Annotated in this window: 25 protein-coding genes; 10 read left to right on the top strand and 15 right to left on the bottom strand. The window is 59.2% G+C overall.

Annotated elements, in window-relative coordinates; genetic code table 11:
- Positions 1 to 113: 113 nt before the first annotated feature.
- The 3 genes from ACR3EK_RS10535 to parE all read right to left on the bottom strand — a co-directional run bounded on the left by ACR3EK_RS10535 (position 114) and on the right by parE (position 4183).
- Entirely contained in the window at positions 114 to 1076 is a 963-nt protein-coding gene (locus ACR3EK_RS10535) for a UDP-glucuronic acid decarboxylase family protein (protein WP_480633335.1), read from the bottom strand.
- A 31-nt stretch (positions 1077 to 1107) separates the two neighbouring features.
- The gene (locus ACR3EK_RS10530; RefSeq protein WP_480633334.1) at positions 1108 to 2004 is read right to left on the bottom strand and encodes a hypothetical protein; all 897 of its coding nucleotides are present in this window, start codon (positions 2002 to 2004) and stop codon (positions 1108 to 1110) included.
- Positions 2005 to 2224: 220 nt separating this feature from the next.
- Positions 2225 to 4183, bottom strand: coding sequence for a DNA topoisomerase IV subunit B (gene parE, locus ACR3EK_RS10525; RefSeq protein WP_480633333.1), 1959 nt, complete (start codon positions 4181 to 4183; stop codon positions 2225 to 2227).
- 156 nt (positions 4184 to 4339) lie between these two features.
- Between parE and ACR3EK_RS10520 the strand changes: the two genes are divergently transcribed.
- Positions 4340 to 4948 (top strand): carboxymuconolactone decarboxylase family protein, encoded by a 609-nt coding sequence (locus ACR3EK_RS10520; protein WP_222456927.1) that lies wholly within the window; start codon positions 4340 to 4342, stop codon positions 4946 to 4948.
- A 45-nt stretch (positions 4949 to 4993) separates the two neighbouring features.
- On the opposite strand, the gene ACR3EK_RS10515 is transcribed toward ACR3EK_RS10520, so the two are convergent.
- Entirely contained in the window at positions 4994 to 5872 is an 879-nt protein-coding gene (locus ACR3EK_RS10515; protein ID WP_480633332.1) for an alpha/beta fold hydrolase, read from the bottom strand.
- A gap of 134 nt (positions 5873 to 6006) precedes the next feature.
- Between ACR3EK_RS10515 and ppk2 the strand changes: the two genes are divergently transcribed.
- Positions 6007 to 6936, top strand: coding sequence for a polyphosphate kinase 2 (ppk2, locus tag ACR3EK_RS10510; RefSeq protein WP_170337789.1), 930 nt, complete (start codon positions 6007 to 6009; stop codon positions 6934 to 6936).
- Between the two features lie 101 nt (positions 6937 to 7037).
- On the top strand, positions 7038 to 8390 hold the full coding sequence (locus ACR3EK_RS10505) for an MATE family efflux transporter (protein ID WP_170370764.1): 1353 nt from the start codon (positions 7038 to 7040) through the stop codon (positions 8388 to 8390).
- Between the two features lie 15 nt (positions 8391 to 8405).
- Here ACR3EK_RS10505 and ACR3EK_RS10500 read toward each other — a convergent pair whose 3' ends face one another.
- Entirely contained in the window at positions 8406 to 8807 is a 402-nt protein-coding gene (locus ACR3EK_RS10500) for a hypothetical protein (protein ID WP_093962573.1), read from the bottom strand.
- 14 nt (positions 8808 to 8821) lie between these two features.
- Positions 8822 to 10024 carry a pyridoxal phosphate-dependent aminotransferase gene (locus ACR3EK_RS10495; protein WP_170363090.1) on the bottom strand — a complete coding sequence of 401 codons (1203 nt, stop codon included), beginning with the start codon at positions 10022 to 10024 and terminating at the stop codon, positions 8822 to 8824.
- Positions 10025 to 10116: 92 nt separating this feature from the next.
- Between ACR3EK_RS10495 and ACR3EK_RS10490 the strand changes: the two genes are divergently transcribed.
- The 3 genes from ACR3EK_RS10490 to ACR3EK_RS10480 all read left to right on the top strand — a co-directional run bounded on the left by ACR3EK_RS10490 (position 10117) and on the right by ACR3EK_RS10480 (position 11330).
- The gene (locus tag ACR3EK_RS10490) at positions 10117 to 10509 is read left to right on the top strand and encodes a helix-turn-helix domain-containing protein (RefSeq protein ID WP_170337797.1); all 393 of its coding nucleotides are present in this window, start codon (positions 10117 to 10119) and stop codon (positions 10507 to 10509) included.
- Positions 10506 to 10754, top strand: a complete 249-nt coding sequence (locus tag ACR3EK_RS10485) for a succinate dehydrogenase assembly factor 2 (protein WP_170338258.1) — start codon at positions 10506 to 10508, stop codon at positions 10752 to 10754. Before ACR3EK_RS10490 ends, ACR3EK_RS10485 begins: the two co-directional genes overlap by 4 nt.
- A 78-nt stretch (positions 10755 to 10832) precedes the next feature.
- The gene (locus tag ACR3EK_RS10480; protein WP_093962569.1) at positions 10833 to 11330 is read left to right on the top strand and encodes a MarR family winged helix-turn-helix transcriptional regulator; all 498 of its coding nucleotides are present in this window, start codon (positions 10833 to 10835) and stop codon (positions 11328 to 11330) included.
- On the opposite strand, the gene ACR3EK_RS10475 is transcribed toward ACR3EK_RS10480, so the two are convergent.
- From ACR3EK_RS10475 to ACR3EK_RS10465, 3 genes are read right to left on the bottom strand one after another with little or no spacing between them, the layout of a single operon-like run.
- On the bottom strand, positions 11324 to 12055 hold the full coding sequence (locus tag ACR3EK_RS10475) for a DUF1194 domain-containing protein (RefSeq protein ID WP_170438686.1): 732 nt from the start codon (positions 12053 to 12055) through the stop codon (positions 11324 to 11326). The two genes, ACR3EK_RS10480 and ACR3EK_RS10475, sit on opposite strands and share 7 nt — an antisense overlap.
- Positions 12052 to 12753 carry a DUF1194 domain-containing protein gene (locus ACR3EK_RS10470; RefSeq protein WP_170337802.1) on the bottom strand — a complete coding sequence of 234 codons (702 nt, stop codon included), beginning with the start codon at positions 12751 to 12753 and terminating at the stop codon, positions 12052 to 12054. Before ACR3EK_RS10470 ends, ACR3EK_RS10475 begins: the two co-directional genes overlap by 4 nt.
- A complete protein-coding gene (locus ACR3EK_RS10465; RefSeq protein WP_170337804.1) occupies positions 12750 to 13178 on the bottom strand; it encodes a VOC family protein in 429 nt (142 codons plus the stop codon). The genes ACR3EK_RS10470 and ACR3EK_RS10465 overlap by 4 nt, the downstream gene beginning before the upstream one ends.
- Before the next feature lie 178 nt (positions 13179 to 13356).
- Between ACR3EK_RS10465 and thyX the strand changes: the two genes are divergently transcribed.
- Entirely contained in the window at positions 13357 to 14268 is a 912-nt protein-coding gene (gene thyX / locus ACR3EK_RS10460; RefSeq protein WP_170435049.1) for an FAD-dependent thymidylate synthase, read from the top strand.
- A 58-nt stretch (positions 14269 to 14326) separates the two neighbouring features.
- Entirely contained in the window at positions 14327 to 14620 is a 294-nt protein-coding gene (locus ACR3EK_RS10455; RefSeq protein ID WP_170435047.1) for a hypothetical protein, read from the top strand.
- Between the two features lie 82 nt (positions 14621 to 14702).
- Here ACR3EK_RS10455 and ACR3EK_RS10450 read toward each other — a convergent pair whose 3' ends face one another.
- Positions 14703 to 14909, bottom strand: coding sequence for a cold-shock protein (locus ACR3EK_RS10450; RefSeq protein ID WP_008758035.1), 207 nt, complete (start codon positions 14907 to 14909; stop codon positions 14703 to 14705).
- Positions 14910 to 15122: 213 nt separating this feature from the next.
- On the opposite strand from ACR3EK_RS10450, the gene ACR3EK_RS10445 reads away from it, so the two are divergent.
- Positions 15123 to 15440 (top strand): ArsC/Spx/MgsR family protein, encoded by a 318-nt coding sequence (locus ACR3EK_RS10445; RefSeq protein ID WP_170366514.1) that lies wholly within the window; start codon positions 15123 to 15125, stop codon positions 15438 to 15440.
- 42 nt (positions 15441 to 15482) lie between these two features.
- Positions 15483 to 15851 (top strand): hypothetical protein, encoded by a 369-nt coding sequence (locus tag ACR3EK_RS10440; protein ID WP_170358498.1) that lies wholly within the window; start codon positions 15483 to 15485, stop codon positions 15849 to 15851.
- A gap of 1 nt (position 15852) precedes the next feature.
- Here ACR3EK_RS10440 and ACR3EK_RS10435 read toward each other — a convergent pair whose 3' ends face one another.
- The 5 genes from ACR3EK_RS10435 to thrS form a co-directional block, all read right to left on the bottom strand.
- Positions 15853 to 16380, bottom strand: a complete 528-nt coding sequence (locus ACR3EK_RS10435) for a DoxX family membrane protein (protein ID WP_170370759.1) — start codon at positions 16378 to 16380, stop codon at positions 15853 to 15855.
- A complete protein-coding gene (locus ACR3EK_RS10430; protein ID WP_480633331.1) occupies positions 16377 to 17141 on the bottom strand; it encodes an HvfC/BufC family peptide modification chaperone in 765 nt (254 codons plus the stop codon). The genes ACR3EK_RS10435 and ACR3EK_RS10430 overlap by 4 nt, the downstream gene beginning before the upstream one ends.
- The gene (gene bufB / locus ACR3EK_RS10425; protein ID WP_480633330.1) at positions 17138 to 17995 is read right to left on the bottom strand and encodes an MNIO family bufferin maturase; all 858 of its coding nucleotides are present in this window, start codon (positions 17993 to 17995) and stop codon (positions 17138 to 17140) included. The genes ACR3EK_RS10430 and bufB overlap by 4 nt, the downstream gene beginning before the upstream one ends.
- 73 nt (positions 17996 to 18068) lie before the next feature.
- Positions 18069 to 18371: a BufA1 family periplasmic bufferin-type metallophore gene (locus tag ACR3EK_RS10420; protein ID WP_005982123.1), complete on the bottom strand. Its 303-nt coding sequence runs from the start codon at positions 18369 to 18371 to the stop codon at positions 18069 to 18071.
- 222 nt (positions 18372 to 18593) lie between these two features.
- Positions 18594 to 20552, bottom strand: a complete 1959-nt coding sequence (gene thrS, locus ACR3EK_RS10415; RefSeq protein WP_480633329.1) for a threonine--tRNA ligase — start codon at positions 20550 to 20552, stop codon at positions 18594 to 18596.
- Positions 20553 to 20717 lie beyond the last annotated feature (165 nt).

The raw sequence follows: 20717 nt of genomic DNA, 5'->3' as shown, positions 1-20717 counted from the left end.
CTCAAGGTAGAACTTGGGCCAAGAAAAAAGCAATCTATGCACTTTGCAAGCTTTGTTGCAGGTACACGGTATTCTGTGCATCCCGGCACCAAGTCGATTGCCTTCATAGCGGACTATCCTGTTCTCAGAAGTTCCTGAAAATAGCATACTGTCGAATGAAGGCCGTCTTCCAATTGTATCTGAGGGTTCCAACCGAGTACATTTTTGGCCAAAGTAATGTCTGGTCGACGCTGTTTTGGGTCGTCATCAGGTAGTGGTTTGTAGTCAATAGAGGTCTCAACCCCAGTAAGTCGTAGTACCGTATTCGCCAACTCGTTCATGGAGAACTCAACTGGATTCCCCAAATTTACTGGTCCAGTAACATCGTCCTCTGAGTTCATCAGTTTGATGATGCCGTCAATCAAATCATCTACGTAGCAAAAAGAACGGGTCTGAGTTCCGTCCCCGAAAATTGTTATTGGTCCGCCGGTCAATGCCTGTGTAACGAAATTGGATACAACTCGACCGTCCGAAGGGTGCATTCTAGGGCCGTAAGTGTTAAAGATCCGTGCGACCTTTATTTGAAGGCCTATTTGTCGATGGTAGTCGAAGAACAGTGTTTCGGCACAGCGTTTCCCCTCATCGTAACAAGAACGGATTCCTATTGGGTTGACGTTACCCCAATATTCCTCGCGCTGGGGGTGAATGGCTGGGTCTCCATACACTTCAGATGTAGAGGCTTGGAGTATCTTGCATTTTAGGCGCTTCGCAAGGCCAAGCATATTGATTGCCCCATGAACACTTGTTTTGGTGGTTTGGATTGGGTCATGCTGGTAGTGTACGGGAGAAGCCGGGCAAGCCAAATTGTAGATCTCGTCCACTTCGACGTAGAGTGGGAAAGTTACATCATGACGAAGAAATTCGAAGCGAGTATTGCCAAGCAAGTGTTCGATGTTTCGTTTGCTGCCAGTAAAAAGATTGTCTAGGCATAATACTTCGTGCCCCTGCTCTAACAGACGGTCGCAAAGATGGGAGCCGAGAAAGCCTGCGCCACCAGTAACAAGAATACGCTTGCGGCTGTCGTAGGTAGTAGTCATTCGATTTTCTTTCTATTACTCGTTTCGGTTTTCAGTCTCTTAACCAGCGCAAAATCTTTCGGTTTAAACGCTCTGGCTTTATTCGTAAGATCGAAAGAGCTTCATATTTGTCGCCGTCGATATAGCGCTGTAGTTCAGTCGGATGGATGTATGGCTGGTGTAACGGTTTGGCTCGAAGTGAAGCCTCCCACCCTCCGGAATTTTTTGTGTGCGTAGCCGTTTCGTCGAATCCAATGTTTTGCATCATATTTACTCTGGGGCAAATTGTGAGACCTGACTGATGCCATTGCGCTAATAACCACTGGTAGTCCCATGTGTCCACTTTTCCATTTCGAACTGAATGAAAAATCTCCATCCAATATCGAGTAGCCCCGGGAAACGGGCACATATTTGAAATAGCGTCCACCGTTTTTGGACTTTCGAGATTCATCATCGAAAAATCATAATATCGCCACGCTCGCCTCCAGCTGCCCCACCCCCAAATATGGCTGAATGCCGAAAAATAGTAGCTACATTTTGGAGACAATTCGGGGGGAAGAAAATTGCAAGCAGAGACTGTCATTACACGAGGCTCATCCCGGTAACGTTCTAACATTTCACCCGCGAAGTCAAAAAAACTTGGATCTACCAAAATGTCGTCTTCAATAATTACGCCCTCGGGTTCATTTTCAAAAAACCAACTAATTGCTTGCGAGACTGCTTTACCGCACCCCAAGTTTTCTTCCCGAAACAAAGTGTGAACTTCACAAGGCCAATCCACCTCATCAATTATTGCACGAGTCTGCAGGCAAAGTTCCGCTTCCGTTTTGTTTCTTGGGCCATCAGCTGCAACGTATAGTCGGCTCGGTTTTACAGCGCGAATGGTAGAAAAAACACTTCTGGTCTTTTCCGGTCGATTGAAAATAACAAATAGGATGGATGGAACCATTTTTCCGTTTCCTTAGTTTTTTCAGTAGTGTTGACAGTTTCGACCGTCTCGCGTCGGAGATAACTTTCCAGGCACTTTCTCCCAAGAACGCCTTCGGAGCTGCAGGTTGGGTTTGATTTGACGATCGCCGTCTGATTGTGATAGCAGCTCTGTTCGTTTGCAACGGTATGAGAGCGGAGAGTTTATCATATTTAGTTTAATATGAATGCGTGATAAGCGATCAAACATCCAACTCCTCCACGAACCGCGCGTTCTCCTGAATGTACTGGAACCGAAGTTCGGGTTTTTTGCCCATCAGGCGTTCGACCAGGTCGCCGGTCTCGCCGGGTTCGTCCTCGTCGATAGTGACGCGGATCAGCTTGCGGGAGGCCGGGTCCATCGTGGTTTCTTTCAGGTCCTTGGCGTCCATCTCGCCCAGACCCTTGAAGCGGCTGACGTCGATCTTGCCTTTGCCGCCCAGACCTTTCTCCAGCCATTCGTCGCGCTCGGCTTCGTCCAGGCAATAGACACGCTTGGCGCCTTGGGTCAGGCGGTAGAGCGGTGGGCAGGCCAGGTACAGGTGGCCTGCGTCGATCATCGGGCGCATCTGGGTGAAGAAGAAGGTCATTAATAGCGAGGCGATATGCGCGCCGTCCACGTCGGCGTCGGTCATGATAATGACCTTGTCATAGCGCAGGTCGTCGATGTTGAACTTGGTGCCCAGTCCTACGCCAAGCGCCTGCGTCAGGTCATTGATCTCGGCGTTGGTGCCCAGTTTCGAGCTGGCCGCGCCCAGTACGTTCAGGATCTTGCCGCGCAGGGGCAGCAGGGCCTGTGTCTTGCGGTCTCGGGCCATCTTGGCAGAGCCGCCGGCCGAGTCGCCCTCGACGATGAATAATTCGGTGCCGTCGCGTGTTGAACTACTACAGTCCACCAACTTGCCGGGAAGACGGAGTTTCTTAGTGGCGGACTTGCGTTGTGTTTCCTTCTCGGCCCGTCGGCGCAGGCGTTCCTCAGCCCGCAGGATGAGGAAATCCAGAATGGCGCCGGCGGATTTGGTGTCGGCGGCCAACCAATTGTCGAAATGGTCGCGGACCGAGTTTTCCACCAGCCGCTGCGCCTCGACCGTAGCAAGACGGTCTTTGGTCTGGCCGACGAATTCGGGTTCACGGATGAAGCACGAGACCAGCGCGCAGCCCCCGGTGATCAGGTCATCGCGGGTGATCTGGGCGGCCTTCTTGTTGTTGATCAGTTCACCGTAGGCCTTGATGCCCTTGAGGATCGCGGCCCAGAAGCCCGCCACGTGGGTGCCGCCCTCGGGCGTCGGAACGGTGTTACAGTAGGACTGGATGAAGCCATCGCGCGACGGCGTCCAGTTGATGGCCCATTCCACCTTGCCGGGGGTGCCGAATTTCTCGTTGAAATCGACGGTTCCGGCGAAGGGCTGTTCGGAATAGGTCGAGGAGCCGTTCATCGTCTCCTTGAGGTAGTCCGACAGGCCGCCGGGGAAGTGGAAGGTAGCCTCGGTGGGCGTCTCGCCGTCGTCGATGGCGGTTTTCCAGCGGATTTCAACGCCCGAGAACAGGTAGGCCTTGGAGCGGATCGATTTGAACAGGCGGGCGGGTTTGAACCTGTGGTGGCCGAAGATTTCGGGGTCGGCGTGGAAGGTGACGGTGGTGCCGCGCCGGTTGGGAGCCGAGCCCACCTTTTCGACCGGACCCCGCGGGATGCCGCGCGAAAAGCGCTGTTCGTACAGCTCCTTGTTGCGGGCCACCTGCACGACCATCGAATCCGACAGCGCGTTGACCACCGAGGCGCCCACGCCGTGCAGACCGCCCGAGGTCTGGTAGGTCTTGCCCGAGAACTTGCCGCCCGCGTGCAGGGTGCACAGGATCACCTCAAGCGCGGATTTGTCGGGGAACTTCGGGTGCGGGTCGATCGGAATACCGCGGCCGTTGTCCCGCACGGTCAGGGCGTAATCGTCGTGCAGTTCCACCTCGATACGGTTGGCATGGCCGGCAACGGCCTCGTCCATCGAGTTGTCGAGGATTTCGGCCACCATGTGGTGCAGTGCCCGTTCGTCGGTGCCGCCGATATACATGCCGGGGCGTTTGCGCACGGGCTCCAGACCTTCGAGGACCTCGATCGAGGAGGCGTCGTAGGTGGTGGTGGATTCGGGCGTCAACAGGTCGTCGGGCATGGGTGCTGCTCTTGTTTTTGGGTTTGGCCCATTATGGCAGGTGATGTGGGTCGGGGGAAGAGGGACGCGAGGTGTTGTATCAAACTTGCGGGCGGTGGCGGGTTGCAAAACGGGTGGTTTTGCCGCTGAGTTGCGGAAATCGTGGAGGAGCAGGTGATGAGCTGGATCAAGACGATACCATTCGACGAGGCACGCGGTCGGTTGAAGACGCTGTATGACCGGGTCACGGGGCCTGGGAACAATGTGGACAACATCATGATGGTGCATTCCCTGCGTCCACATTCGATGGAAGGTCACATGGCGCTCTACAAGAATGTGCTGCACCATTCAGGAAACTCGGTTCCCAAGTGGTTTCTGGAAGTGCTCGGGGTCTGGGTCAGCTCGTTGAATCGCTGCGGCTATTGTGTCGAGCATCATTTCAGCGGGTTGCAGCGACTCTTGGGTGACGAGCCGCGCGGTTTGGCCATCCGCGCGGCGGTCGAGGCGGAAACACCCGAGACGGCGCCGTTGGACCCCGCACAGATGGCGGCGATGGAATATGCCCGAAAACTGACCGAGAACCCGGCTGGCCTGGCGGCGGCGGATATCGACGCGTTGCGATCTGTTGGCTGGGATGATGGTGAGATCCTGGAAATCAATCAGGTTTGCGCCTATTTCTCCTATGCCAACCGCACCGTTCTGGGGCTTGGCTGTTCGACCAAGGGCGACATTCTGGGGTTGTCCCCGAACAATTCGGACAATCCGGATGACTGGGGCCATCGGTGAAGGGCGCTGCCTCTTGCGTCCTTTAGTGCAGGGCGAAGAGTTGGCTTAGTTGTCCTGAACCCAATCGAGAATAGCGTCGGCCACCGCCTGAGGTTTCTGGTGATGCAGCCAATGGTCTGTACCGTCGATCTGCATGCGGGTCAGGTTGGGTGCGAACTCCTCCAGCCCATCGGTGCATTCGGGAAGCAAGGCTTTGTCCCGCGGCCCCCACAGAAGCAAATGCGGGCAGCGGACCCTCAGCCTGTCAACGGGCAGTTCCGGCAGGTCCGTGCAGGGCGCGCCTGGCTCAGCCACCACAAGGGGTGAGGCCCGGTACCAGTTCAGCATGGCGTCGAGCCGTCCCGGGCGGGCCCATTCGGTGCGATAGTCGCCCATGCGCGCGTCGCTCAACCAGTCCAACCCCATGCCATGCCGAAAGAATTGTTCGAGCTTGGCGAAGTTGTCGGCCGAAAGAAATTCGGCTGCATCGGGCGCGCGCAGGCGGTTGATGTATTGCGAGGCCTCGGATTGTTTGCCACCTGCCGCAAGTTCGCGCTGGAACGGGACAGGGTGAACACCGTTGGCGATGACCAGGCGGCTGACCAAATTGGGGTGGAACATGGCAAGGCCGTAAGCCACCGAGGCGCCCCAATCATGTCCCAGCACAATGACAGGGCCGCCGAACTGCTCGATCAGCACGGCCATGTCCGACACCAGCCTGGACAGCGCATAGTTCGAAATACCCTCGGGGGCCCAGCTCTGACCATAGCCACGCTGGTCCGGCGCGATGCAGTGAAAGCGGTCCGACAGGTGCGGGGCCAGGTCGGACCACGCGCCGCCGTACTCCGGGAAACCGTGCAACATCAAAAGCGTAGGCAGGTTGGGATCGCCCCAGCGGCGGACGAAGAACGGGTGGCCGTTGAGGTCGAAGAATTCGCTGTCCATGCGGGATGCCCCTGACTGAGTTCACACCTGCAGAGTTTTCGGAGCTGTCGCCGAAGTCAACTTGATACGGATCAACGCGGAAAAGATGCAAATTTGCTAGGCGTTTCGGCGGACAGTGACACAGGAGAGAGCATATGGACGCAGTGACCCGAAAAAAGACGAACGCAGCCCCCGTGGCCGTCATGGCCAAACCGAACGCGGACACCGAAGCGCCCACTCGCGAAAAGATCCGGCAGGCCTTTGAAAGCGGGGAGTATCCGTATCGCTCGAAACTGTCGCGGGCGGCTTATGAAAAGCAGAAAGCCCAGTTGCAGGCCGAATTGTTGAAGGTGCAATTGTGGGCGCAGGAAACCGGGCAGAAGTTCGTGCTGCTGTTCGAGGGTCGCGACGCCGCCGGCAAGGGCGGCACCATCAAGCGGTTCATGGAGCATCTGAACCCGCGTCAGGCCCGGGTGGTGGCGCTGAACAAACCGACCTGGGAGGAGAAGGGCCAGTGGTATTACCAGCGCTATATCCAGGAATTGCCCACCGTCGGCGAAATGGTGTTTTATGACCGGTCCTGGTACAACCGGGCCGGGGTCGAGCGGGTAATGGGGTTCTGCACCCCGAACGAATACCTCGAGTTCATGCGCCAGACGCCCGAGTTGGAGCGTATGATGGTTCGGTCGGGAATCCAGCTGTACAAGTACTGGTTCTCGGTCACGCGGGACGAGCAGCTGCGCCGTTTCAAAAGCCGAGAGACAGACCCGCTGAAGCAGTGGAAACTGTCGCCCATCGACAAGGCCAGTCTGGACAAATGGGACGACTATACCGAGGCGAAAGAGGCGATGTTCTTCTATACCGACACCGCCGACGCGCCTTGGACCATCGTCAAGTCGAACGACAAGAAACGCGCCCGGCTGAACTGCATGCGGCATTTCCTGTCGACGCTGGACTATCCGGACAAGGATCATGACATCGTGGGCCAGCCCGATCCATTGATCGTGGGGCAGGCACATCATGTGGTCCACCGGTCGGATCACATCCTTGGTACGGCGATCCATCCCGAGGCGCGCGTCACCTGATTGGTCCGACGGGCGTCATCGAGGTCTCGAAGTGAAATTTCAGAGATCTCCCCTTGCCCCGGCTCGGGGCCGCGCATATGGCTGGCGGGATGAGAAAGGTCATGACATATCCCGCTCATTTCCGGGCCATTGCTGTGCTGGGGCTGCCGTTGATCGGTGGTCATCTGGCGCAATTCGCCATTGGCCTGACGGATACGATCATGCTGGGCTGGTATGGCGTCGAGGCACTGGCCGCGGTGACGCTGGCCAGCAGCTTTTACTTTGTTCTGTTTCTTTTCGGAGGCGGATTTGGCCTAGCCGTCATGCCGATGGTCGCGACCGCGGCTGCCGAGGAAGATGAAACCAGCATTCGCCGCAGCACCCGAATGGGTCTGTGGCTGTCGCTGCTGTATGGCATGCTGGTCATGCCGCTGTTGTGGTGGTCCTACCCGATTCTGATCGCCACGGATCAGGATCCGCAAGTGGCGCAAACCGCGTCCGAGTATCTGCGGGTCGCGGGCTGGGGCCTGTTCCCGGCGCTGGTGGTCATGGTTCTAAAATCCTATCTGGCCGCTCTGGAGCGCACGCAGATCGTGCTGTGGATCACCGTCGCGGCGGCAGTGGTCAACGGACTTACGAATTATGCGCTAATCTTCGGCAACTGGGGCGCGCCGGAACTGGGCGTGATGGGTGCCGCGATTGCGTCGGTGGTCACGCAGACCGTGTCGCTGGTGGCGGTGATCATTTACGCGGTGAAAGTCCTGCCGGAGCATAACCTGTTCCAGCGGTTCTGGCGCCCGGATTGGGAAATGTTGCTGAGCGTCCTGAAGCTGGGTGTGCCCATCGGTCTGACCTTGCTGGCCGAAGTGTCTCTGTTCGCCATGTCCGCCTTCATGATGGGATGGATCGGACAGGTGCCGCTGGCGGCGCACGGGATTGCGCTGAACCTGGCCTCGGCCACGTTCATGGTGCATCTGGGCCTGTCGAATGCAGCAACGATCCGGGCCGGTAACGCGCTGGGCCGCAAGGATCGACCGCATCTCGAGAAAGGCGCAATTGCGGTCACGGGCATGTCCCTTGTGGTGTCCGTGCTGACAATCATCCTGTTCCTGACCTGCGCCGAGCCGCTCATCTCGGTATTTGTCGAACCGGACGACCCGCAGCGTCCCCAGATTCTGGCAATCGGGACCGGTCTGCTGGCCATGGCGGCCCTGTTCCAGCTGGTGGACGGCGCGCAGGTAATCGCTCTGGGCCTTCTGCGCGGGTTGCAAGACGCCAAGGTGCCCATGGTTATGGCAGGCCTCAGCTATTGGGTCGTGGGGATCCCCGCATCCTACTACTTTGGTTTCGTGCAAGGCATGGCCGGGATCGGAGTCTGGCTTGGCCTTGTTCTGGGCCTTGCCTGCGCGGCGGTCATGCTGATGGGACGGTTCTGGCTGCGATCCGTCCGCGTGGTAGGTGCGCCCGCCGCGTAGCGACAACCGCCAGGCTCAACCCTTCTCCAGCCGGTCGGCCTTCTTGCGCACCAGTACCGTGCGCAAGTCGTGCATCGCCAGCAGCAACCGGTCCGTGATGTCTTCCAATTGGGTATCGGTCGCCTTGGACTGGGCCCATTGCGTGGTCAGGTTCAGGTGATCGATCGTGCGGTGGATGTCGTCGACGTCGCGCCGCGCAAGCAGGGCTTTGCGTTCGTCCATCCAACGGGCGATTTCGGTTTTGTCCGCTTCGGTCAGGGTACCCTGACCATGCGGCTTGACCTCGCCGTTGCGGATGTTGATCACCGCGATCTGGTCCATTTCGATCCGGCGCTGCCGGTTCTCCGTGTCGATCTTGAACACGACCGCGCCGTTCTCGCGGACGCGAAAGTAATATTCGGGCAGTGCTGCGGACATGTTGAACCTCGGTCTTAGCTCAGGGACGCGCAGAACCGCTGGATGCGGGTGCAGGCCTCGGTCAAGGCTTCGTCTGAAGTCGCGTAGCTGACGCGGAAATTGGGGCTGAGGCCGAACGCCGCTCCAAAAACTACGGCTACGTCGGCTTCCTCCAATAGGGCAGTCGCGAAGGCCTCGTCGGTGTCGATGACCGTGCCGGCCGGCGTGGTCTTGCCGATCAACCCGGCGATGGACGGATAGACGTAGAATGCGCCCTCGGGAGTGGGGCAGGTGATGCCGTCAATCTGGTTCAGCATCCCGACCACAAGATCGCGTCGGCGTTTGAAAGTTTCATTGTTCGGGGCAAGGAAGTCTTGGGTGCCGTTCAGGGCCTCGACCGCGGCCCACTGGCTGATCGAGCAAGGGTTCGACGTGGATTGCGACTGGATCTTGCGCATGGCCGCGATCAGCTCGACAGGGCCTGCGGCATAGCCGATACGCCAGCCGGTCATGGCATAGGCCTTGGAGACACCGTTGCACGTGAGCGTGCGATCATACAGCCCGGGTTCGACTTCGGCTGGCGTGCAGAATTCAAACCCGTCATAGGCGAGGTGTTCATACATGTCGTCCGACATGATCCAGACATGAGGATGCCGCATCAGAACATCGGTCAGAGCCTTGAGTTCGGCGCGGCTGTACCCTGCGCCGGTCGGGTTCGACGGCGAGTTGAAGATGAACCATTTGGTGTTTGGCGTGATTGCGGCTTCCAACTGGTCTGGGGTCAGCTTAAAGCTGTTTTCCAGTGTGGTCTCAACCACGACAGGCGAACCGCCCGCAAGCAGCACCATGTCCGGATAGCTGACCCAGTAGGGGGCGGGAATGATAACTTCGTCGCCCGGATTCATCGTCGCCATCAGCGCATTGTACAGCGTCTGCTTGCCACCTGTTCCGACCGAGATCTGTGCGGGCGTGTAGTCCAGCCCGTGGTCACGTTTCATCTTGGCGCAAGCGGCCTGTTTCAGCTCGGGAATGCCGTCAGGCGCGGTGTATTTCGTTTTACCGGCGGCGATTGCGGCAACGGCTGCGTCCTTGATGTTCTGCGGCGTGTCGAAATCGGGCTCACCTGCGCTGAGGCCGATGACGTCCCGTCCGGCGGCCTTCAACTCGGCGGCTTTGGCCGTCATGGCAATGGTCGGCGAAGGTTTGACGCGCGACAGTGTCGCAGACAGAAAGCTCATGGCGGGCCCCGGTTTGTATGTTGCTCAGGACTGTCATAGGGTGCCGCCGAAACACGATCAAGCGATATGCTTTTGAAGAACTGGAGAGTTTGATGAGCGACGAAACCGACTGGTTCGGACCCGAGGCCGCGACATTCGGAGACCGCGTGGCCGGCGCGCGCGAAGCCGCTGGTATGACCCAGACCCAACTGGCCCGTCGGCTGGGTGTCAAGAAGTCCACTGTGGTGGCCTGGGAGAATGACCTGTCCGAACCGCGCGCCAACAAGTTGTCGATGATGGCGGGCATGTTGAACGTGTCGATCATGTGGCTGCTGACCGGTGAAGGCGAGGGCATGGACGCTCCGGATGTTGCGGAAGCCGCGGATATGGAGCTGGCACCGCTGGTCGCGGAGTTGCGCGCCATCCGAGGTGAGATGCGCGCCAGTTCCGAGCGCCTTGCGCGGGTCGAGAAAACGCTGCGGCTGAAGCTGGAGAAAGGCGAATGAACGACATCCGGATCAAGCGGCTGAAGATGCGGTCGATGCGGCGCGGCATCAAGGAAATGGACATAATTCTGTCTGCCTATGCCGACCAGCGGCTTGAGCGGATGTCTGCGACCGAATTGGACCTGTACGAAGCTTTGTTGCACGAAAACGATCAGGACCTCTACCAATGGGTAACCGGGCAGGTCGCCGCCCCTGAACACTACGCGAGCATGATCTTCGATATCTCGCAAGTATTTCAAAAATAATGGCAAAACAGACTTAACAGATTCTTCGGGATTTCGCGTCAAAGTTTCCTGAACGGCGCGATTGAATCGGAGGATCGGATGAGTTTGGAATTGCAGGTCTCCGCACCCGGAACCAAGGGGTTCATGTCCAGCTATCTTGAGGCGCTGGCCTTGGTTGAACGTCTGCATCGGTTGCTTCTGGACGTCATCAAGGACGAGTTCGAGCGGGTCGGCGTACTGGAAATCAACGCGGTGCAGGCGCTGCTGCTGTTCAACATCGGTGACCACGAGGTGACTGCCGGTGAACTCAAAAGCCGCGGCTATTATCAAGGCAGCAACGTCAGTTACAACCTCAAGAAACTGGTCGAGATGGGGTTCATGCATCACCAGAGATGCGAGATTGACCGACGTTCGGTGCGGGTGCGTCTGACACCTCGGGGGCGGGAAATCCGTGACATCGTGGCCGATCTCTTCTCGCGCCACGCCGAAGGGCTGCAGGCCAAGGGTGTCCTGGGCACCGAAGGGATCGAAGAGATTACCAGCGCTTTGCGCCGAGTCGAACGGTATTGGACGGATCAGATCCGGTACATCTACTGACTACCGCCGTTCAATGGCAAAACTTGGGACAGGGTCAGCGAATCCAGCTCTCTGATCAGCTTGCGCGTCATCGCGTCTTCGTAGGCTTCAAATCCCAAAGCGGTTTCGACGAAGGCTCCGGGCCCCAGAATGACCCAAGCGTTGTAATAGGCCGACAACTCTCCGATTTGCACATATCGCTTGTCCCCGGTGCTGGGATCATCGGCTCCGATCACAAGCCCATTGATCGTGATGCCGGTTGCCTGCAGTTGGGCTTTGGCCTCTCTGGGATGGAGGCCGACATTGTGCTTACCATCTCCTGAGAGGTCCAGCGTTCGCTTCCAGCAGGCGGCTTGGGTATCCAACAAATCAGCCCCGTACTGCATGGCAGACCCCACCGCTGTGCCCTGAGGTGCCGATGACCGACGCGTGGATTGCAGACGTTGCGCAATCCCGGACAAATCGGTCGGGGACCGAATGTCGGTCCAGCCGACCAACAGCCGCTGGAAACCTGCTTCGCTCCATTCGAAAACGGCGATCCGAACGGGGGCTTCGGGATTCGACAGGATCAGCCGTTCCACCTCCGGCCGTTGCAATGCAGCGGCCAAGCCGTCCAATTGAAGTCGGTATTCGTTGCTGTCGACTGAGCCTGAAACATCCAACCCAAGCGCCAGGGCTTGCCGGCATTGAGCAGCGGCCGGGCTGCCCAAGGCCAAACAACACAGAGCCAGCGCACGGGTAATCATTTTGCGCTGCGCCCCAACGCGCCGACCTGAAGGCTGGTCAATTCCCGTTCCAGCTTGCGTCGCATGGCGCGCTCAAAGTCTTCGAACCCTTGCGCGATTTCCAAAAAGGCGTTTGGCCCATGCAAGACGTTGTTCTCAAAAAACGGGATGAGGAACAGCTCCCCTTCGAAATCCGCCGCATTTATGACCAACCCATTCACGGTTATGCGGTCGAAGGGAAAGTGGCGATAGGCGATCTGCGGACCGTAGCCGTCATTGTTCGAGCCGTCCCCGGACAGGTCAATCGTTTGAAACAGGCATTGCGGAGCCTGCTCCATCAGAGAGGCCCCGAAAGCCAGGGCATATCCCATGGCAGTGGCCGAGCCGCTGTCAGATCTTTGGGACTCGCTCACCTGTGTCGCTGCAACAAGCAGATCAGCCTCGGTCTCGATCAGGCGCCAGGGAAGGACGATGTACTGGGCGTCGCGACCGCTCCACTCATAAACCGTCAGGGCTACGGGCAGCGGCGAGGAAAAGAACGCTTTCCGGACTTCAGGAGCGATCAGGGCTGAAGCCAGGCCCTGCCGCTGCAGGGCGTCTTCTTTGGCGTCGACCGAAACGGATATGTCCAAAGCAAGCGCCAAGGCCAGCCGGCAGTTTTGGGCCTCAGCAGAGCTGGCCAGAACGGCCAGCCCCAATCCTGTCAGCCAGCGGATCACCAGTGGCCGGTGCTTTCCATGCTGGCCCAAGGTTCGGCCGGGGGCAAGGCATCGCCATTCTGCAGCAGTTCAACCGAAATGTTGTCAGGCGAGCGCACGAACGCCATACGCCCATCGCGGGGAGGGCGGTTGATGACGACGCCATTGTCGGCAAGGTGCTGACAGGTCTCGTAAATGTTGTCGACCCCATAGGCTAGGTGGCCGAAATGGCGGCTGTCGCTTGGCAAACCCTCATCGCCATCCCAGTTCCATGTCAGCTCGATCGGCCTGTCCTCCTGACCCGGAGGGGCCATGAAGATCAGCGAAAACCGCCCTTCCTCGCTGTCGTAACGGCGGGTTTCCTGGAGTCCCAGCAGCTTGTAGAAGGCCATGGATTTTTCCAAATCCTTCACGCGCACCATGGTGTGGAGGTATCTCAGCCCCATCTCAGCGATCCTTTCGGTGTTGATGATTGTGTGCAGCTTAGCGCGCTGCAGGGGCGTGTCGAGGGGGCGGTCGCAGAGAAACCGAAAAATGCGCGACGCAGCACACATATGGCGGTTTCAGTGCTGATGTTGCCGATATATAGTGGTCGGCGACTCATTTCAAAAACGAGGTATGTCCATGCCGCTGTCCGCCGAACAACTGGCCGAGATCGAAGAGCAACGCGCACAAACGCAGTCGACCCGCCGTGTTGTGGCTCCGGGTATGGAACAGCACCTCTACACTGCGCATCCTGTTCTGGACCACGGATTCGTGCGGGTCATCGACTATATGGGCGATGATGCTGCGATCTGCCAGGCGGCCCGCGTGTCCTATGGCAAAGGTACGAAGTCCGTACAGAATGACGAGGGGTTGATCCGCTATCTGATGCGCCATTGGCATTCGACCCCGTTCGAAATGTGCGAAGTGAAACTGCACGTGAAACTGCCGGTCTTCGTCGCCCGTCAGTGGATCCGCCACCGGACGGCCAACGTGAACGAATACTCGGCCCGCTATTCGATCCTAGACCGGGAATTCTACATTCCCGCGCCAGATCAATTGGCTGCGCAATCAGCGATCAACAATCAGGGGCGGGGCGAGGCGCTGCAGGGCGAAGAGGCTGCGCGCGTACTGGACATTCTCAAGGCCGACAGCGCCCGCTGCTACGACAATTACGAAGCGATGATCGGCCAGGATGGCCAGCAGGGTCTGGCGCGCGAACTGGCGCGGATGAACCTGCCGGCAAACATCTACACGCAGTGGTATTGGAAGGTGGACCTGCACAATCTGTTCCACTTCCTGCGCCTGCGGGCAGATCCGCATGCGCAATACGAGATCCGCGTCTATGCCGAAACCATGTGCAAGATCGTGGCCGACTGGGTACCATTCGCGTACAAGGCGTTCGAAGACTATCGCCTGGGTGCGGTCAACCTGTCGGCGCAGATGGTCGAAGCGCTGCGTCGAATGCTGAAGGGCGAGCAAGTGACGCAGGAAAACTCGGGCATGACCGCGCGCGAATGGCGTGAGTTCGAAGCGGTGATCCGAAAAGGCTGATCGCCACTTGTTCGGATTGTCATGATCCTGTTACGCTTGGAGCATGAGGTTCAGCTTGATGTCTAGAACTGCGGCGATCGCTTTGTTGCTGGGCCAGCCGGCCTACGCAAAGTCGCCAATCGCTGAGGTGATCTGCGAGCCCACGGCGCGGATGCATGACAAACTGCGCCACCAATTTGGGGCGCAGCAGACCGCCTCTGGTGTTCGGGGACCCGAGCAGATCATGGAGGTGTGGACCAGCCGTCGCGGTGACTGGACCCTTGTCGTAACCTATGCGACCGGGACGTCCTGCATTGTGGCCATGGGCGACAACTGGACAAACCGCACCGAGGCCGACCCGACGCGAGGCTAGATTATCCGGGAAGAGGGTGGACAACGGCCTGTCAATTGGCCGTTGACCTTGTTTCGTCGCACCCGCCAGTTGGCGGGCCCTTTTACAATGGCTTCAAATCAGCCGCCATTTGGCGGCCGTCACGTCCGTCCTGCAACTCGTACGAGACTTTCTGATTGTCGGCGAGTCCGGTCAGGCCGGATCGTTCTACGGCCGAGATATGCACAAACACATCCTTACCCCCTTCATCGGGGGCAATAAAACCATAGCCTTTGGTCGTATTGAACCACTTCACGGTGCCAGTTGGCATTTCCCGTGTCTCCTTCTCCTTGCGCGTCACCCAGCAAATCGGCAGGGCATAGTCAAAGCGACCACAAACCCACGCAGTTCCGAACGAACGAGACGGCGTAAATTGTGTGTTTCGCCTTTTTCAACATTGCACGGTGAAGTAAAAAATCAAGGAATACTGGGTTAACCTATTCGTTTTGCCCGAAATTGCTGCAACGACCGGAGTGGATACATCATGCGCCTTTTTGGCCTGAAGACCTGCGATACCTGCCGTAAGGCACTGAAATCACTGCCTGATGCCGAATTCATCGATGTCCGAGGTGCGGGTGTTCCTTCGAAGATGTTGGCCAAAGCGTTTGACCAGTTCGGCGAAGCCTTGCTCAACACCCGCTCGACAACTTGGCGTGGATTGGACGACGATCAACGCTCGCGACCACCGCTGGAACTACTGGCGGATCATCCTGCCCTGATGAAGCGTCCGCTGATCGAACGTGACGGGCACTTGTTCCTGGGCTGGACCCCGCAAACCCGCACAGCCCTTGGCATTGCTTGAACGGGTGACTATCTGAACCGGCGCAACAATCAGGAATACTTCATGCGAAACGCAGCCATGATATTGGGTGTCATTGCCGGTCTGGTCGGAATGATCGTCGGTTTTTTTGGGTACGGGTTTGTCGAGCTTGTGGATCGTTACGGCGAGATCGAGGGGTTGGCAGAGCAGGTGGAAAACCCCCAGCTTATCAAGACAGCATCGCTTTTGGCGCCGTTGCTGGCGATTGCCGGGGGGGCCATGGCGCATGCGCGTGCGCTGGTGGCGGGAGTGCTTCTGCTGATTTCCGCGGCGGGGATGTACTATGCCTTTGGCTTCGGCGTGTTCACCATGTTCCCGATTGCCTTCGCCGGCGTCGCGGGGCTGCTTGGGATCGCCGCGGGCAAGCCGGACGAACCCAAGGCGCATTTCTAGATCATTTCAGGCGCAGGACCCGGTCGAGCGAGAGTGGGCCCGCGCCGTTGATCACGATCACCACGAACAGGAAGGTCCACATGACCCGCTGATCCATCAGAGTGATGGTGTTGTCGAACAGACCACCCAGTTTGACCCCGTGCCCGGTGACATCGGTGAAGGTCTGGACCCAGACGAACCCGATCATGCCCAGGGCGGCAAGGCGGGTCAGCAGCCCCACCAGCAGCAACGCAGGTAGGACGAACTCGGCCCAGGTTCCGGCGACGGCAACGGGCCAGGTAAAGAACCCTAGCTGCGAGCTGTCGTAGCCGACGGCCTCCATGGCCTTGGGGAAGATCTGGACATAGGCCCCATCCGAGGGGAACAGGAACCCGAAAAAGCCGCTGCCCAGCTTGGTCATGGCCGAGTTCCAGTAATAGACCAGAAGAACCGCTATGAAAGTCAGCCGCGCCACGGTCGGTGTCAGCCAGTTCGAGGCGTGGTCCAGCTTTCCAAGTGCGGAATTATGCATAGAGATCAGGGCAGTCATGTTTCCGGCCTTTCGATAGTCATTGAAGTAATTGCACTGCCCTGCAACAGCAGTGCCAGGGTGGTTCCCAGGTCGAACGCGGGCGTCCGGGCGGTGGTTGCCTCGAAGGCCTGACCAATGGTCTGGCCGGCCTGCATGGCGGTGATCCAGTCGACCCCGCCGGGCGGCAGCAGGTGTGGCGACGGGTCGAATTCGGGGCGCGTGATCAGCACGTCCTGCGCACCGGGCTGAGGCTTTGGCGCGCCGTCTTCGGTGTTGAACCGCCAGATGGAGTGGATGGGCCAGTCGGATCGGATCAACTGCATGGCCGGGGCAAAGCCCAGCCGGGCCTGCATCAGGTCTTCGGGCGGCAGGGCGGCCAGCGCGTCGGGCGCGATCGGTTGGCTGTCGGCGGCGTGGTAGGACCGGCGCAATGCCAACTCCAGCCGTGCCACGTCGGGCAGATAGCCAAGATGCGCCAGTTGCTCGGTGTCGGCGAGGAATTCGGGGAAGTTCTCGCCGTAAAACATCATCAGCGGAGAGCTAGGCGGATGCTGACGCAGATAGATCCCGGCCAGACCGTCCATGTTCTGCGGACCCAGCAGCTTGGTTATGACCGGAAAGGCCTGGTGCATGGCCTCGGTCAGCGACACGGCCACGTTGTTGCGGTAGACGCTGAAGCGGCGTCCGGCGGGGCGGGCCTGGTCGTCCAGCAGCCCCTCGGGCACGGGCGCTGCCGGGTCCAGCAGGGCCGCCTGGAATTCTGATTGCGAAACGCTCATGCCGGGATCCGGTCCAGCGCGGATTGCGCGCGTTCGGCCTCGGAGCGCAGGGTGGACCAGTCGGGCACGTCATTGTCCCACTCGATCAGCACGGGTTTGGGGCCTGACTGGTCGAGCACATAATCCAGCAACGCCCAGACCGGATCGACGACGGCGCGGCCGTGGCTGTCGATCAGCAGGGGTTGGCCGTGATCGTCCTGATCCTCGTCATGGCCACCCAGGTGGATCTCGCCGACCTGGTCCAGAGGGTAGGTGTCCATATAGGCCTGCGGGCTGTAATTCAGATTGGTGGCCGAGACGAAGACGTTGTTGACGTCCAGCAGTAGGCCACATCCGGTCCGGCGCGCGACCTCGCGCAAGAAGTCGGGTTCAGACCACGTGCTTTCGGCAAAAGCGAGATAGCTGGAAGGGTTCTCCAGCAGCATCTGCCGGCCCATGGTCTCTTGCACCTGATCGATATGATCGCAGATGCGGGCCAGTGTGGCGTCGGTATAGGGCAGGGGCAGCAGATCGTTCAGGAACTGGCTGTCATGGGTAGACCATGCCAGATGCTCCGAAAAGCTGGCCGGGTTCAGCCAGCCGACAAGATGCTTCAGGCGGGCCAGGTGCTCGGCGTCCAGCGGGCCTTCGCCACCGATGGACAGGCCCACACCGTGCACCGAGATGGGAAACCGTTCGGACAGGTGACGCAGCTGCGCCAGCGGTCGGCCGCCGTCGCCCATGTAGTTTTCGGCATGGATTTCCAGCCAACCGACGGGGTCGGGCTGGTCAAGGATCTCGGCATAGTGCTGCGGCTTGTAGCCGACCCCGGGCGCGGCGGGCAGCCGTTGCATTCTGCGGGCGTCATCCAACATCGCGTGATCCTTCTCAGCAAGAAACAGGGCGGGCTGTTTGGTTTAGCCCGCCCCTGACATTCCTTCCCGTGCCTTATGCCGGCAGATCGCGTTCCAGCGGCTCGAGCGAGCCTTTGCGGGGCGTTCCATCCGCGGATTTAGGCAGTTCGATGTCGGCGCAGGTGCCCGCATCGACCAACGTCCAGGCGTTGCCTTGGTAGTCCACGGTCGAGGTGCCGGCACACGTGGTGCCCGGTCCGGCGGCGCAGTCGTTCTGGCCTGCCAGCGATACGCCATAGCATTTTTCTTTGGCCTGAGCGGCGGCGGTGGTTGCAGAGCCCGCAACGGCTGCGGCAACGGCGCTTGCGATTACGAGGGTTTTGGCGGTGTTCGACATCTCAGGTAATCCTTTTCGTGATTGCGTATGTCTGCTTGTGACAGTGACAAAGGTAACGGCTGACACTGCTCTGTTGAATTCACGAGCCCGTGTCTCACGGCTGTGTCAGGGAGCGTTAATGCCCCTTGCAAGTTAACACACTGTAATAAATTGGGAAATCCAGAAATGTTTCAATCCGGCCCCGTGCTGGGGGCCGGATTGGCGGCAAGACTGTGCCGATTGTTACAGAAGATCGGGGGGCGTTGCCGCGTGCGCCAGCTCTTTTGTTACAGCGTCAAGCGGCTGGACCTGTGTCTGCTTCTCGCCCAGACGGCGTACGCTGACTGTGCGCTCTTCGACCTCGCGGTGGCCGACGGCCAAGATCACCGGGACCTTGCCGACGGAATGTTCGCGGACCTTGTAGTTGATCTTCTCGTTGCGGATGTCGGCCTCGGCCCGGACGCCGGCAGCCTTGAGCGTTTCGACCACTTCCAAAACATAGTCATCGGCCTCGGAGGTGATCGAGGCCACGACGACCTGGCGGGGCGCCAGCCAGAAAGGCAGTTTGCCGGCATGTTCTTCGATCAGGATGCCGATGAACCGTTCGAACGACCCCAGGCAAGCGCGGTGCAGCATCACCGGACGGTGTTTGGCCCCATCGGCGCCGACATAGGTAGCATCCAGCCGTTCGGGCAGGACGAAATCGACCTGGAAGGTGCCGCATTGCCAGTCACGCCCGATTGCGTCGGTCAGGACGAATTCCAGCTTCGGCCCATAGAAAGCACCTTCGCCGGGGTTCAGTTCCGGCTCGACCCCCGCAGCGCGGGTGGCGGTCAGCAGGGCTTCTTCGGCCTTGTCCCAGACCTCGTCCGAGCCGGCGCGCTGTTCGGGGCGATCCGAGAATTTGACCTTGAAACTGTCAAAACCCAGATCCTTGTAGACATCGGTCAGAAACCCGATGAAGCGGGCACATTCATCGCCGATCTGGTCCTCGGTCGAGAAAATATGCGCGTCGTCCTGAGCAAAGCCGCGGACCCGCATGATGCCATGCAGCGCGCCCGAGGGTTCGTAGCGCGCGCAGGATCCGAACTCGGCCATGCGCAGCGGCAGGTCGCGGTAGGATTTCAGGCCCTGCTTGAAGATCTCCACGTGGCACGGACAGTTCATCGGTTTGAGCGCGTTCACGGCTTTTTCGCGGGCGTGTTCCTCGTCGACTTCGACGATGAACATGTTTTCCTGGTACTTGTCCCAGTGGCCCGAGCGTTCCCACAGCTTGCGGTCGACCACCTGAGGGGTGTTGACCTCGACATAGCCGCCGCGGTGCTGGGCACGCCGCATATAGTCCTGAAGCTGGGTGTAGATGGTCCAGCCGTTGGGGTGCCAGAAGATCTGGCCCGGGGCCTCTTCCTGCATGTGGAACAGGTCCATCTCGCGGCCCAGCTTGCGGTGGTCGCGCTTGGCGGCCTCTTCCAGCATGTGCAGGTGCGCCTTGAGCTTTTCCTTGCCGGTGAAGGCAACGCCATAGATACGCTGCAGCATCGGGCGGTTGCTGTCGCCACGCCAGTAGGCGCCGGCGATGGACATCAGCTTGAACGCGTCGCCGGGTAGTTGGCCGGTATGCTGCAGGTGCGGGCCGCGGCAGAGATCCTGCCAATGGCCGTGCCAATACATGCGCACCGGCTCGTCACCCGGAATCGCGTCGATCAGCTCGACCTTGTAAGGCTCGTTGTTGGCCTTGTAGAACGCGATGGCACGCTCGCGGTCCCAGATCTCGGTGGTGACCGGATCGCGCTTGTTGATGATCTCTTTCATCTTTTTCTCGATGAGGCCGAGATCTTCGGGCGTGAAGGGTTCTGCGCGGTCGAAATCGTAATACCAGCCGTTTTCGATGACCGGGCCGATGGTGACCTTGGTGTCGGGCCAGATTTCCTGCACCGCGCGGGCCATCACGTGGGCGAAGTCGTGGCGGATCAGCTCGTTGGCCTGGGCCTCGTCCTTCATCGTATGGAGAGCGATTTCGGCATCCTGTTCGATGGGCCACTGCAGGTCCCAGTGCTGGCCGTTGACGGTGGCCGAGATGGCCTTTTTCGCCAGCGAGGTGGAGATGTCGGCAGCGACCTCGGCCGGCGTGACGCCTGCCGCGTAGGATCGGGAATTGCCATCGGGGAAGGTAAGAGAGACGGATTTTGAATCCAGGGCCATGGTCTGGCTCTCCTCGTCGGTTTGGCGCCCACTGAACGCCCGGTTGCGGGTTATGGTGTCGGGTCCGTTTGGCAGGTGGTGGTGGCTGTGTCAAGCGTTGGCGGGCAGAGGGCTCTGCTCCGAGCGTGCCACGGGATATCTGCCGCCAGATGACGGAGGGGCGGG

The sequence above is a fragment of the Ruegeria sp. BC8 genome, assembly GCF_056535705.1.
This window is presented reverse-complemented; position numbering and strand designations above follow the sequence as displayed.

Coding starts and splice junctions, on each gene's coding strand:
- ACR3EK_RS10535 (WP_480633335.1), bottom strand. CDS start 1,076: ATGACTACTACCTACGACAGCCGCAAGCGTATTCTTGTTACTGGTGGC.
- ACR3EK_RS10530 (WP_480633334.1), bottom strand. CDS start 2,004: ATGGTTCCATCCATCCTATTTGTTATTTTCAATCGACCGGAAAAGACC.
- parE (WP_480633333.1), bottom strand. CDS start 4,183: ATGCCCGACGACCTGTTGACGCCCGAATCCACCACCACCTACGACGCC.
- ACR3EK_RS10520 (WP_222456927.1), top strand. CDS start 4,340: ATGAGCTGGATCAAGACGATACCATTCGACGAGGCACGCGGTCGGTTG.
- ACR3EK_RS10515 (WP_480633332.1), bottom strand. CDS start 5,872: ATGGACAGCGAATTCTTCGACCTCAACGGCCACCCGTTCTTCGTCCGC.
- ppk2 (WP_170337789.1), top strand. CDS start 6,007: ATGGACGCAGTGACCCGAAAAAAGACGAACGCAGCCCCCGTGGCCGTC.
- ACR3EK_RS10505 (WP_170370764.1), top strand. CDS start 7,038: ATGACATATCCCGCTCATTTCCGGGCCATTGCTGTGCTGGGGCTGCCG.
- ACR3EK_RS10500 (WP_093962573.1), bottom strand. CDS start 8,807: ATGTCCGCAGCACTGCCCGAATATTACTTTCGCGTCCGCGAGAACGGC.
- ACR3EK_RS10495 (WP_170363090.1), bottom strand. CDS start 10,024: ATGAGCTTTCTGTCTGCGACACTGTCGCGCGTCAAACCTTCGCCGACC.
- ACR3EK_RS10490 (WP_170337797.1), top strand. CDS start 10,117: ATGAGCGACGAAACCGACTGGTTCGGACCCGAGGCCGCGACATTCGGA.
- ACR3EK_RS10485 (WP_170338258.1), top strand. CDS start 10,506: ATGAACGACATCCGGATCAAGCGGCTGAAGATGCGGTCGATGCGGCGC.
- ACR3EK_RS10480 (WP_093962569.1), top strand. CDS start 10,833: ATGAGTTTGGAATTGCAGGTCTCCGCACCCGGAACCAAGGGGTTCATG.
- ACR3EK_RS10475 (WP_170438686.1), bottom strand. CDS start 12,055: ATGATTACCCGTGCGCTGGCTCTGTGTTGTTTGGCCTTGGGCAGCCCG.
- ACR3EK_RS10465 (WP_170337804.1), bottom strand. CDS start 13,178: ATGGGGCTGAGATACCTCCACACCATGGTGCGCGTGAAGGATTTGGAA.
- thyX (WP_170435049.1), top strand. CDS start 13,357: ATGCCGCTGTCCGCCGAACAACTGGCCGAGATCGAAGAGCAACGCGCA.
- ACR3EK_RS10455 (WP_170435047.1), top strand. CDS start 14,327: ATGTCTAGAACTGCGGCGATCGCTTTGTTGCTGGGCCAGCCGGCCTAC.
- ACR3EK_RS10450 (WP_008758035.1), bottom strand. CDS start 14,909: ATGCCAACTGGCACCGTGAAGTGGTTCAATACGACCAAAGGCTATGGT.
- ACR3EK_RS10445 (WP_170366514.1), top strand. CDS start 15,123: ATGCGCCTTTTTGGCCTGAAGACCTGCGATACCTGCCGTAAGGCACTG.
- ACR3EK_RS10440 (WP_170358498.1), top strand. CDS start 15,483: ATGCGAAACGCAGCCATGATATTGGGTGTCATTGCCGGTCTGGTCGGA.
- ACR3EK_RS10435 (WP_170370759.1), bottom strand. CDS start 16,380: ATGACTGCCCTGATCTCTATGCATAATTCCGCACTTGGAAAGCTGGAC.
- ACR3EK_RS10430 (WP_480633331.1), bottom strand. CDS start 17,141: ATGAGCGTTTCGCAATCAGAATTCCAGGCGGCCCTGCTGGACCCGGCA.
- bufB (WP_480633330.1), bottom strand. CDS start 17,995: ATGTTGGATGACGCCCGCAGAATGCAACGGCTGCCCGCCGCGCCCGGG.
- ACR3EK_RS10420 (WP_005982123.1), bottom strand. CDS start 18,371: ATGTCGAACACCGCCAAAACCCTCGTAATCGCAAGCGCCGTTGCCGCA.
- thrS (WP_480633329.1), bottom strand. CDS start 20,552: ATGGCCCTGGATTCAAAATCCGTCTCTCTTACCTTCCCCGATGGCAAT.